The sequence below is a fragment of the Mesorhizobium tamadayense genome, from assembly GCF_003863365.1.
Classification (GTDB): Bacteria; Pseudomonadota; Alphaproteobacteria; order Rhizobiales; family Rhizobiaceae; genus Mesorhizobium; species Mesorhizobium tamadayense.
In genome coordinates, this window is sequence record NZ_RQXT01000099.1 from 1 (window position 1) to 11152 (window position 11152).

An 11152-nucleotide genomic window follows, 5' to 3' on the forward strand; every position below is an offset into this window, starting at 1 on the left:
ATGCCGGCACCCTCAGATCAACTTCTCCAAGGTAATCGGCAGATCCCTGACACGCTTGCCCGTCGCGTGGAACACCGCATTGGCGATCGCCGGCGCCACGCCGACGATGCCGAGCTCGCCCACGCCCTTGCCGCCGAGGGCGGAGGAATGCGGGTCGGGGATGCCGACCGAGATCGTCTGGATGTCGGGGATGTCGGCGTTGGTCGGCAGCATGTAGTCGGCAAGGTTGCCGTTGACGATGCGGCCGTGTCGGCGGTCGACGATGCCTTCTTCCAGAAGCGCCTGGCCGATGCCCATGATGATGCCGCCCTTCCATTGGCTTTCCGCCAGCTTCGGGTTGTAGAGCCGGCCGGAATCCAGCGCGGACACCACGCGCGATACCCGCACCGTGCCGAAATCCTCGTCGACGCGCACCTCGACCAAATGCGCGCACCAGGAATGGCGCGAGTAATTGCCCTCGGTGTGCGGGATCGCCATGCTGATGGTGGTGTAGTTCCTGTAGCGGTCCTCCGGTGTGAAGCTGGCCGGAACGGTGTCGCCCTTGGCCTCAATCCCGTCGCGGCCGACGGTGGACAGGAACTCGGCGATCGAAAGCTCCGGCCCTTCGCCGCGCGGCGAGGCGATGCGGCCGTCTTTGACCACCAGCGTGTTCGCCTGCAGCTTCTGGAAGGGCGAGCGCGGGTCGGACAGCGCCAGTCCGATCAGCTCATCCAGCGCCTGGCCCGCCGCCTTGTAGACGGCGCCGGTCATGACGCCGGCAAGCCGCGAGCCGCCGGTGACGCCGGCGCGGGCGAAATGCGAGTCGCCGAGCTTCACCGAGACCTGCTCGACCGGCACGCCGAGCGTTTCGGCTGCGGTCTGCGCCAGGATCGTGTAGGTGCCCTGGCCCATGTCGATGGAGGAGCTTTCGACCTCGACCGAACCGTCGGCGAGGATTTTCACCAACGCCTCGCCATGGGCGCGCCGCACCGGATAGGTGCCGGCCGCCACGCCCCAGCCGATGAGCAGTCGGCCGTCGCGCATCGAGCGCGGCGCCGGCGAGCGCTTCGCCCAGCCGAAGGCTTCCGCTCCGACGGCAAAGGCTTCGCGCAATTGCCTGGTCGACCACGGCTTCTTCGCGTGCGGGTCCTGTTCGGCATAGTTGATCAGCCTGATCTCCAGCGGATCGATGCCGAGCTCATGGGCGAGCTCGTCGATAGCGCATTCGATGCCGAAGGCGCTCGGGTTCTCGCCCGGCGCGCGTTTTGCCCCGGGCACCACCGTGTTCACCCGCACCACATTCTGCTTCGAGGAGAAGTTGGGCGTGGCGTACATGATCGAGGTGACGGCGCCGAGCGGCTCGACCCACATGCCGTCGATGGCCGTCTCGTTGACGCCGCGATGCACGATCGACTGGATGCGGCCCGCCTTGTCGGCGCCGATCGCCACCGTCTGACGGGTCGCGGCGCGGCCGCCATAGGAGGTGAAATTCTGCGGCCGGTTGAGCACCAGCTTCACCGGGCGGCCAAGCATCTTTGCCGCGGCCGCCGCCACCGCGCCGTGCGCCAGTGCCAGCGCCTTCGAGCCGAAGCCGCCGCCGATATAGGGCGAGACCATCCGCACATTCTCGAACGGCACGCCGAACCATTCGGCATAGGTGCGCGCCATGCCGTCCAGCCACTGGCTGGGCTCCCAGATGGTGAGCTTGTCGCCTTCCCAGCGCGCGATCAGCCCGTGCGGCTCCATCGCCGCCTGGAATTCGCGCGGCGTGTTGTAGGCCGCGCAGACGCGCACGGGCGCGGCGGCGAACGCGGCCTCGGCGTCGCCCCACTCCTTGGTCATGGCGTCGATCGGGATGCCGTCCGTGCCGTCGCTCAAGTCGACGATGGCCGGCGTCTCGTCATAGCTGACCTTGACCAGCGCCGCCGCCGCCACCGCCTGCTCGAATGTCTCGGCCACTACGGCGGCTATATGCTGGCCGGAATAGGTGACCTGCCGCGCGAGCGGCGAGTAGGGGCCGTCGGACGGCCGGTTGCCGAACCAGTCCGACGCCGTCTTCAGCGGCATGATGGTGTCGGGGGTGAGCACGGCAAGCACGCCCGGCGCGGTCTCGGCCGCCCGAGTGTCGATCGCCGCGACCTTGCCGGCGGCGATCGTCGCGCCGACCAGCACCCCATGCGTCAGCCCTTCCAGCTGCTGTTCGAACGCGTAACGCGCCGCGCCCGTGATCTTGGCCGGCCCGTCGACGCGCGACAACCGCCCGCCGACCGCTTCGAGGCGCGCGCCGTCGGAGGCCGCGTGTTTCATGTCATGAACCGTCATGCCGTCTCTCCCAACTCGAGGATGGCGCGCGCGATCACGCGCGGCGCCAATGCGATCTTGTAGTGGTTGGCGCCATGGTCGACGGCGCCCGCCATGGCGAGTTCGCTCGCCTTGCGCACGGTCGCCTCGTCGAGCGGCTTGCCTTTCAGCGCTTCCTCGACTGCCCGCGCGCGCCACGGTTTTGTGGCGACGCCGCCGAGCGCGACGCGGATGTCGCGGATGGTGCGGCCGTCGCCTTCGAGCTCCAGCCCGACCGCTGCGCTCGCCGCTGCGAATTCATAGGACTGGCGGTCGCGGACCTTGAGATAGGTCGAGCGCCTCGCTGCGGCCGAGCCGGGGATCTCGATCGCCGTGATCACCTCGCCGGGGCGGATGTCGTGCTCCTGCTCGGCGGTGGCGCCGGGAGCGAGGAAGAAGTCCTCGACCTTGAGCTTGCGCTCGCCGAGATCGACCTCCGCCTCGAAGGCGACCAGCGCGATGGCGAGGTCGCCCGGATAGGTGGCGATGCAGGCCTCGCTTGTGCCGAGCACGGCATGGCCGCGCGTCACCCCGCCGATCGCCGAGCAGCCGCTGCCCGGCGCGCGCTTGTTGCAGGCCGGAAAGTTTTGCGGGTCGCGGAAATAGGGGCAGCGCGTGCGCTGCATCAGATTGCCGCCGATCGTCGCCATGTTGCGCAACTGCGCCGAGGCCGCTTGCCAGAGCGCCTCCGACACGGCCGGAAAATGGCTCTTCACTTGCGGATGGTCGGCGACATGGCTCATCTTGGCCAGCGCGCCGATGACGGCGCGGTCGGGGCCGACATCGATGGCGTCGAGCCCCGCGATATGGCTGATGTCGATGACGGTGGCCGGTTCGGCGACGCCGCATTTGGCGAGGTCGACCAGCGTCGTGCCGCCGGCAAGCAGCATGGCCCCGGGGAGGGCGGCCGCGTTGCGCGCAGCCTCGACGCTGTCGGCGCGGAGGTAGGAAAAGTCTCTCATGAGCGTAGCTCCCTGGCTGCCTGGCGGACGGCGGCGACGATGTGCGGATAGGCGCCGCAGCGGCACAGATTGCCTGCCATGTATTCGCGGATTTCCTCGTCGGAGCCGGCATGGCCCTCGCGGATGCAGGCCACGGCCGACATGATCTGTCCCGGCGTGCAATAGCCGCACTGGAAGGCGTCCTGCTCGAGGAAGGCGGCCTGCACGGCGTGCAACGTGCCGTCTTCGTCGGCGAGCCCCTCTATTGTTGTGATCGAGCGGCCTTCGACCTGCGCCGCCAGCGTCAGGCAGGCCAGCACGCGTTCGCCGTCGACATGCACGGTGCAGGCGCCGCACTGGCCCTGGTCGCAGCCCTTCTTGGTGCCGGTGAGATGAAGCCGCTCGCGCAACGCGTCGAGCAGCGTGACGCGCGGCTCGACGTCGAGCGCGTGGGTCTCGCCGTTGATGGTGAGATGCAGGGAGAGGGTGGTTGGACTGGGCTGGTTGGTTGAGCCGTTCCTGAAATGGCCGTCTTCGGGAGGGTCGATGATGGTCTGGCCTGCGTGGGTTTGACTTGTCATGGGGCGTCGGGCTCCGATTGCTGGACGCTAGGGGGACTGAAATGGGGCCGTGAAAGGCAGGGGCAAGGGTGGTGATTGAAGGAGGGCGCCGGCGGCGGAGAGCCTGATCTCCCCCCTTGCGGGGGAGATGCCCGGCAGGGCAGAGGGGGTGTGAAGGAACGAGGCGGTTGCGGTCCCTTCGGTTCAGAAGATAGCGCCGCCAAGAAAGCGCTTGCTATGGGTTGACAGGCCGGCGGGACAGCACCCCCCTCTGTCCTGCCGGACATCTCCCCCGCAAGGGGGGAGATTGGCAGCTTCACCGCCCCAACCTTTCTCCAGCGGACAGGGGAAGCTTTTTGTCCTTCAACACGTGACATACCGCTTCCCCTGATTATATGATAAGACAACTCCACTAAAGCGGAGGCGCCTCCGTTTATTTACGTGGGGGCTGACCCGCATGGGTTCAAGCCCCATATTGCGAGAGTGGAGAAAAAACTGACCGAGCAGCCGTCAGCAACCGACGAAAAGCCGGAAGCGCCAGCGCCTCGGCCGTTGCGCGTCGATGCGCAGCGCAACCGCGACAAGCTGGTCGAGGTTGCTGCCCAAGCGTTCGCGGCCGATGGCGTCGACGCTTCGCTGGAGGAGATCGCGAAGCGGGCAGGGGTCGGCATCGGTACGCTCTACCGGCATTTCCCGACGCGCGAGCATCTGGTCGAGGTGGTTTACCGCCGCGAGGTGGAAGGGCTCTGCCACGCGGCCGAGGAACTTGCGCGCGATCATCCGGCCGATGCCGCGCTGGAACTCTGGATGCAGCGCTTCGTCGACTACATTGCCACCAAGCGCGGCCTCGCCACCAGCCTGCGGCTGCTGCTCACCACCAACTCGACGCTGTTCTCGGATACGTCCGGCCGCGTCTCGGGCGCCATGCGAGGCCTGGTCGAGGCGGCCGCAGCTTCGGGAAAAATCCGCGCCGATGTCGACGCTTCCGATGTCATGCATGCGCTGGGCGGCATCTACTCCGCGCCCAACACGCCCGACTGGCGAGAGCGGTCGGGGCGGCTGGTGAAGCTCTTGATGGATGGGCTGCGGTTCGGGGCGAGGGGGTGAGTTTCCTTCTTCTCTTCGCATGGAGTGGAGCCGGCGGCGAACCTGCCAATCTCCCCCCTCGTGGGGGAGATGTCCGGCAGGACAGAGGGGGGCGCTGTCCCGCCAGCGTCTCAGGTAGGCTCGGCCAATCCCGCCGCGATAACAATATGCTGGCAGACATTGTCGATGTCGCGGATGACATCGTCGTTCCAGAAGCGCAGAACGATCCAGCGATCCTCTTCCAAGCGCTTGGTTCTGATCTCGTCAGCGCCTGCGCGATCGCTGTCGCCGTGCTGCGACCCATCCACCTCCACAATCAGCTTCTTCTCCGGGCAAGCGAAGTCGACAATGTAGCCCGCGATTGGAAATTGCCTGCGGAAACCGAGGCCCATCAGCCGGTGGGCACGAAGCTCATTCCATAGTTTCAACTCTGCGTCAGTCATGACCTTGCGCATCGATCTAGCGTTGGCGCGATGTCGAGGCGGCAGGGGTGTATGTGGCATCGTTTCAGGCTGCTTGAGGCTGGGCAATATCGCCAACGTTGATACTCTACGGCGCCCCCCTCTGTCCTGCCGGACATCTCCCCCACTTGGGGGGAGATTGGCAGCTTCGGCGCCGCCGATCCACCTTCTCCGTCATCGACTCGCATTGCCGAAAGCGCAGCCTAGATAGAGGCGGGGCTAGACACCAGACAAAGGAACCCACCGCATGCCTGAACAGCTGACTTTGAACGACGGCTCCGGAATCCCTCAGATCGGGCTGGGCGTGTGGCAGGTCGATCCGGATATCACGGCCAAGGTCGTGCGCTGGGGGATCGACGCCGGTTACCGCCTGATCGACACCGCCGAGGGCTACCGCAACGAGGAAGGCGTCGGCGAGGCGATACGCGCCGCCGGCGTGCCGCGAGCCGAGCTGTTCATCACCTCGAAGCTTCGCAACGGCGGCCATCAGCGCGACGCGGCGCTTCGCGCCTTCGACGACACGATGCAAAAGCTCGGCATTGACCAGATCGACCTCTTCCTCATCCACTGGCCGGTGCCCAGCCAGAACAAATATGTCGAGGCCTGGAAGACGCTGGTGGAACTGAAGCAAGCCGGCCGCATCAAGTCGGTCGGCGTGTCGAACTTCAACCAGGACCATCTGGAACGCATCATCGGCGAGACCGGCGTGACGCCTGCCGTCAACCAGATCGAATTGCATCCGCGCTTCCAGCAGCGCGACAAGCGAGACTTCCACAAGAAGCACAACATCCATATCGAAAGCTGGAGCCCGCTGGGCAGCGGCCGGCTGCTCGCCGACCCGACGCTTGCGGCAATCGCGAAAAGGTACGGCAAGTCGGTGGCGCAGGTCATCATCCGCTGGCACCTGCAGGAAGGGCTGATCGTCATCCCGAAGTCCATCCACCAGGACCGCATCGCCGCTAATTTCGACGTCTTCGACTTCGAGTTGGATGGCGAGGACATGCAGACCATCCGCGGCATGGACTCCGCCGACGCCCGCACCGGGCCGGACCCTGCGACGGCGGCGTTTTTGTTCTGAGGATTGGGCCCCCCTTCTCCCCGTGTGGGAGAAGGTGTCGCCGAAGGCGACGGATGAGGGGTGTTCCAGGAAACGCCAACGCCCCACTCCGCTGGAACACCCCTCATCCGTCTCGGCGCTGCGCGCCGATCCACCTTCTCCCACAAGGGGAGAAGGGGTAGGCTCCGCGCGTTGCCCGCCGCCCAGGAGCCGCCCATTCCAAAGCCGACCTTCCTCGAAATAGCTCGCCGCGCCGGCGTCGGCACGGCGACGGTCGAGCGCGTGCTGAACGGCAGGGGCGGGGTGCGCCCTGAGACCGTCGAGAAGGTGGTCGCGGCGGCGCGCTCGCTCGACTATCCGCGCCGGTTGCCGGAGGCGCATCGCGGCGTGATCCGCATCGAGGTGATCCTGGTACGGCCGGACGCGACCTTTTTCGCTCGGCTGTCGCGCGCCTTCGAGCGCATCGCCGCAACGCTCGACCGCACGATTGCCGTCCACCGCACCTTCCTCGACGAAGCCAACCCCGCCGCGATCGCCAAACGCATCCTTGAGCCCGATCTCAGGCGCGCCGCTCTCATCCTCGCCGTGCCCGACCATCCGCTGGTGAGCGCGGCGCTCCGCAAGCTCGAAGGCGACAAAATCCCGACAGTGCAGATCGTCACCCAGATCTCCGGCACCAAAAGCACCTATGTCGGCATCGACAACTACGCCGCCGGCCGCATGGCCGGGCTGCTGATGGCGCGCATGCAACGCCGGCCTGGCAAGGTGGTGGCGCTCTGCCATAGCCAGATCTATCGCGTACACCGCGACCGCGTGCGCGGCTTCTTCGATTACCTGATTGGGGAGGCCCGGGACTTCGAGCCGGTCGCCGCTCTCTTCGGTTTCGACGACGGCGACCGCAACGCCGAGCAGTTGCATGAGGCGCTGAAGCGCTGGCCGGATCTTGCCGGCCTTTACAATGCCGGCGGCGCCAACACCGCGCTGAACGAGGTGCTGCGCCGCCACGCCAGAGGCCGCGAGATATTCTTCGTCGGCCATGAACTCACCGAGCGCAGCACGCGGGCCTTGCGTGACGGCACGATGGATCTCGTGCTCGACCAGGCGCCCGAGGCACAGGCGCGCCGTGCCATCGACCTGGTGCTTGCTGCGCTCAACCTGCACGACCTCCCGGTCGATAATCCGCCGATCCGCTTCATCACCTTCACCGCCGAGAACCTTTGATCTGATTTGATCAAGGAACCGCGAGCCTTCGCTGCAATAGCGGTGCTAACTCGCTGCGGACGGGATGATGAGCGTGTGCGAAGACTCCCCTCATCCGGCAGCTGCCAGCACCGACGCAGCCCGGCTCCTCTCCCCTCGGGGAGAGGTCGGATTGCCCCGAATTGCCCTTCGCAATTCGGTTGGCAATCCGGGTGAGGGGACTTTTCACGAGCACATCCTTCCCGCCAAACGGGAGGATACCGGTGACAAGACGGCTGACGGCCTATGATCTACAGAGCGCCAAGGGCGGCAGGAAATGGCTGCAACTGCATGTCGACACGCCAGCCGAAGCGGCGGCGGCCGTCGCCTGCGAAATCGTCATATTGTCCTGCGAGCCCGACCACAATCTCGAAGCCATCCGCCAGGCGGCACCCTACGCCTTCCTCTCCGTCGGCATGCCGCATGGCGCCGCCGCATCGCCCGAGGAGGGGGTGCGGCTTGGCTTCGCGATGATGAAGCGCGGCGCCGATGCGGTTTATTCATCGCATTCGCCGCGCTTCATCGAGGCGATGGCGGCGGAGGGCATTCCCGTCACCGGCCATGTCGGCCTGGTGCCGAACCGCGCCACCTGGACCAATTTCCGTGCCGTCGGCCGCACGGCTGAAGAAGCCTTCAAAGTGCTGCGCGCGGCGAAGGATCTGGAGAATGCGGGTGCCGCCTGCATCGAGGTCGAGGTGGTGCCGGTGCGCCTCGCTGAGCACATCACGCGCTCGACGCCGCTGATCACAATGGGCATGGGCTGTGGCAGCGCCTGCGACACGCAGTATCTGTTCTCCTGCGATGTGCTCGGCACCCACACCGGCCACTATCCGCGCCACGCCAAGCGCTATGCCGACTTCGTCACGCTTGAAGCCGAGTTGCAGGAAAAGCGCATTGCCGCTTTCCGCGCCTTCGGCCGCGACGTCGCCGGCGGCGCCTATCCGGAAGCGAAGCACCAGGTGGATATGGACGATGCCGCCTATGACCGCTTGCTCACCCTTGCTCAATCCCTGTGAGATCAGCCATGGACGACCTCAAATACGGCACGCGCAACAAGCGAGGCGACTGGGCCCCGAACGAACCGGCTGGCACCGCGCCGCTCTTCGTCTTTCCGCCGCGCCCGCTGGCGGTGCTGACATGGCTGCCGCATTATTTCCTGCCCTACAATTTGCTCTTCGCCCTCTCGGCGGTGGCGTGGTGGCGCTTCGTGCTGCCCGACGTCGAGGTCATGAAAACGCTCTCCCTCGGCTGGATCCTGCGCCTCTTCATCGTCAATTGCGGGGCGCTGCTCGTCTTCTTCGGCGTCTTCGAGCTTCGACTCTACATTTTGAGGGCCCAGGGCAACCGATTCAAATACAACGGCAAATGGCCGTCGGAGCAGAAGAGCAAGGCCTTCTTCTTCGAGAACCAGAACATCGACAACATGCTGCGCACCTTCGGCACCGGCATGCCGATCTGGACGGCGATCGAGGTGGCGATCCTCTACGCCTACGCCAATGGCTATGTGCCGTGGCTGACCTTCGCTGAACATCCCGTCTACCTGTTCTGCCTGGCGCTGGTGGTGCCGATCATCCACGAGACGCATTTCTTCCTGCTCCACAGGACGATCCATTGGGGGCCGCTCTACAAATGGGTGCATTCGGTGCACCACAATTCGGTGAACCCATCACCCTGGTCTTCGCTGTCGATGCACCCGGTGGAGCAACTCGGCTATCTCGGCGTCGCCTTCTGGCACCTCATCATCCCGTCGAACCCGCTGCTGGCGCTCTACCAGCTCCACTATGCCGGCTTCGGCGCGATTCCAGGCCATGTCGGCTTCGACAAGGTGGAACTGACCGAAGACACGAGCGTCGATAGCCACGCCTATATCCATTACCTCCACCACAAATATTTCGAGGTGAACTACGGCGACGGGCTGATCCCGTTCGACCGCTGGTTCGGCACCTTTCACGATGGCAGCAAGGACGGCGAGGCCCGCATGCAGGCCCGCTACGAAAAGAAAAAGGCGCGCGCCAACGCCGCCGCGAAATGACGCCTCAACAGACAGCCAAATGGGTCGGCCTGAGCCGCCCACTCAGCCATCCCGAAAGGGCCGGAGACAAAAGCGGGGTGAACCGGCACCCATCCGCAAAGGGAGGAAACCCGTGAAGAAACTTTTGCTCTCGACGGCTTTAGCCGCTCTCATGTCGATGCCCGCCGGCGCCTTCGCCGCCAAGCTCGGCGTCTCCATCGTCAACTTCGACAACAATTTCCAGACGCTTTTGATGCACGGCATGCAGGCCCGCGCCAAGGAGAAGGGCGCCGACATCCAGGTCGAGGATGCTCAGAACGACGTCGCCAAGCAGCTCGACCAGGTCAAGAACTTCATCGCCAGCGGCGTCGACGCCATCATCGTCACGTTGGTCGACACCAACGCCTCGAAGACGATCAGCGAGGAAGCCGCCAAGGCCGGCATTCCGCTGGTCTTCGTCAACCTCGAGCCGGTCGACATGGCCGAGCTGCCGGAGAAACAGGTCTATGTCGGCTCGAACGAGGTCGAGTCCGGCACGCTGGAAGCCTTCGAGGTCTGCAAGATGCTGCGCGCCAAGGGCAAGTCGGCCGGCGCCACCGCCTATATCGTCATGGGCAGCCTGGTGCATCAGGCAGCCCTTCAGCGCACCAAGGATGTCGAGCAGATCTTTGCCACCGACATGTGCAACTTCATCAAGGTCACCGACAAGCAGTCGTCGGAATGGTCGCGCGACAATGCGCAGAACCTGATGACCAACTGGCTGACCGCGGGCGCCGCACCCGACGCCGTCATCGCCAACAACGACGAGTCCGCCATCGGCGCCATCCTGGCGCTCAAGGCCAACGGCGTCGACCTGAAGAACGTCGTGGTCGGCGGCATCGACGCCACGCAGGACGGCCTCCAGGCGATGAAGGCCGGCGAGCTGTCGGTGACGGTATTCCAGAACGCCAAGGGGCAGGGCGGCGGCGGCGTCGATGCAGCACTGGCGCTCGCCAAGGGCGAGAAAGTTGACCGCGTCGTCTACGTGCCCTTCGAGCTGGTGACGCCGGCGAATGCAGCGGAGTACCTCGACAAGAACTGATCCCAGGACTGGGCCTCCGAGGCAATCCCGGAGGCCCGCCGGAATCGAACTAACAGGTGAGAAAAAAATGACCGGCTGGATCAGGGCCTGCGGCCTCGACGACATCGAACAGGAAGGCGCGCGCCGCTTCGATCATGGAGGCAAGACTTACGCGGTCTTCCGCTCAGCCATCGACGAGGTGTTTTGCACCGACGGGCTTTGCACGCATGAGGCGGTGCACATCGCCGACGGCCTGGTCATGGACTACGAGGTCGAATGCCCGAAACATGCCGGCGCCTTCGACTACCGCACGGGCGCGGCCAAGCGTCTGCCGCCATGTATTAACCTCGGGACCTATCCGGCAAAGGTCGAGGCGGGGGAGGTGATGGTGGCGCTGGGATGAAAGGCACCCTCTTCT

Annotated in this window: 11 protein-coding genes; 7 read left to right on the top strand and 4 right to left on the bottom strand. The window is 65.5% G+C overall.

Annotated features, from left to right (window positions below):
* Positions 1-12 precede the first annotated feature (12 nt).
* The 3 genes from EH240_RS35915 to EH240_RS35925 are packed head-to-tail and all read right to left on the bottom strand — an operon-like array spanning position 13 to position 3739.
* Positions 13-2301, bottom strand: a complete 2289-nt coding sequence (locus EH240_RS35915) for a xanthine dehydrogenase family protein molybdopterin-binding subunit (protein ID WP_125007086.1) — start codon at positions 2299-2301, stop codon at positions 13-15.
* Entirely contained in the window at positions 2298-3281 is a 984-nt protein-coding gene (locus EH240_RS35920) for an FAD binding domain-containing protein (protein ID WP_125007087.1), read from the bottom strand. The genes EH240_RS35915 and EH240_RS35920 overlap by 4 nt, the downstream gene beginning before the upstream one ends.
* Positions 3278-3739 carry a (2Fe-2S)-binding protein gene (locus EH240_RS35925; RefSeq protein WP_342634128.1) on the bottom strand — a complete coding sequence of 154 codons (462 nt, stop codon included), beginning with the start codon at positions 3737-3739 and terminating at the stop codon, positions 3278-3280. The genes EH240_RS35920 and EH240_RS35925 overlap by 4 nt, the downstream gene beginning before the upstream one ends.
* A 564-nt stretch (positions 3740-4303) precedes the next feature.
* Between EH240_RS35925 and EH240_RS35930 the strand changes: the two genes are divergently transcribed.
* Positions 4304-4927 carry a TetR/AcrR family transcriptional regulator gene (locus EH240_RS35930; protein WP_425374871.1) on the top strand — a complete coding sequence of 208 codons (624 nt, stop codon included), beginning with the start codon at positions 4304-4306 and terminating at the stop codon, positions 4925-4927.
* Positions 4928-5037: 110 nt separating this feature from the next.
* On the opposite strand, the gene EH240_RS35935 is transcribed toward EH240_RS35930, so the two are convergent.
* Entirely contained in the window at positions 5038-5361 is a 324-nt protein-coding gene (locus tag EH240_RS35935; protein WP_245436690.1) for an endonuclease domain-containing protein, read from the bottom strand.
* 253 nt (positions 5362-5614) lie between these two features.
* On the opposite strand from EH240_RS35935, the gene EH240_RS35945 reads away from it, so the two are divergent.
* The 6 genes from EH240_RS35945 to EH240_RS35975 all read left to right on the top strand — a co-directional run bounded on the left by EH240_RS35945 (position 5615) and on the right by EH240_RS35975 (position 11137).
* Positions 5615-6445 carry an aldo/keto reductase gene (locus tag EH240_RS35945; RefSeq protein WP_125007091.1) on the top strand — a complete coding sequence of 277 codons (831 nt, stop codon included), beginning with the start codon at positions 5615-5617 and terminating at the stop codon, positions 6443-6445.
* A 195-nt stretch (positions 6446-6640) separates the two neighbouring features.
* The gene (locus EH240_RS35955) at positions 6641-7645 is read left to right on the top strand and encodes a LacI family DNA-binding transcriptional regulator (RefSeq protein ID WP_125007098.1); all 1005 of its coding nucleotides are present in this window, start codon (positions 6641-6643) and stop codon (positions 7643-7645) included.
* Positions 7646-7887: 242 nt separating this feature from the next.
* Positions 7888-8679, top strand: a complete 792-nt coding sequence (locus tag EH240_RS35960; RefSeq protein WP_125007093.1) for a 3-methyl-2-oxobutanoate hydroxymethyltransferase — start codon at positions 7888-7890, stop codon at positions 8677-8679.
* Positions 8680-8687: 8 nt separating this feature from the next.
* Complete coding sequence (locus tag EH240_RS35965) at positions 8688-9695, top strand: sterol desaturase family protein (RefSeq protein ID WP_125007094.1); 1008 nt, start codon at positions 8688-8690, stop codon at positions 9693-9695.
* Between the two features lie 112 nt (positions 9696-9807).
* Positions 9808-10755 (top strand): substrate-binding domain-containing protein, encoded by a 948-nt coding sequence (locus tag EH240_RS35970; protein ID WP_125007095.1) that lies wholly within the window; start codon positions 9808-9810, stop codon positions 10753-10755.
* 67 nt (positions 10756-10822) lie between these two features.
* Positions 10823-11137 carry a MocE family 2Fe-2S type ferredoxin gene (locus EH240_RS35975; RefSeq protein WP_125007096.1) on the top strand — a complete coding sequence of 105 codons (315 nt, stop codon included), beginning with the start codon at positions 10823-10825 and terminating at the stop codon, positions 11135-11137.
* The last annotated feature ends 15 nt before the right edge of the window (positions 11138-11152 follow it).

Excerpts from the sequence above, each read along its gene's own strand:
- EH240_RS35915 (WP_125007086.1), bottom strand. The coding sequence starts at position 2,301 with ATGACGGTTCATGACATGAAACACGCGGCCTCCGACGGCGCGCGCCTC.
- EH240_RS35920 (WP_125007087.1), bottom strand. The coding sequence starts at position 3,281 with ATGAGAGACTTTTCCTACCTCCGCGCCGACAGCGTCGAGGCTGCGCGC.
- EH240_RS35935 (WP_245436690.1), bottom strand. The coding sequence starts at position 5,361 with ATGCGCAAGGTCATGACTGACGCAGAGTTGAAACTATGGAATGAGCTT.
- EH240_RS35945 (WP_125007091.1), top strand. The coding sequence starts at position 5,615 with ATGCCTGAACAGCTGACTTTGAACGACGGCTCCGGAATCCCTCAGATC.
- EH240_RS35965 (WP_125007094.1), top strand. The coding sequence starts at position 8,688 with ATGGACGACCTCAAATACGGCACGCGCAACAAGCGAGGCGACTGGGCC.
- EH240_RS35975 (WP_125007096.1), top strand. The coding sequence starts at position 10,823 with ATGACCGGCTGGATCAGGGCCTGCGGCCTCGACGACATCGAACAGGAA.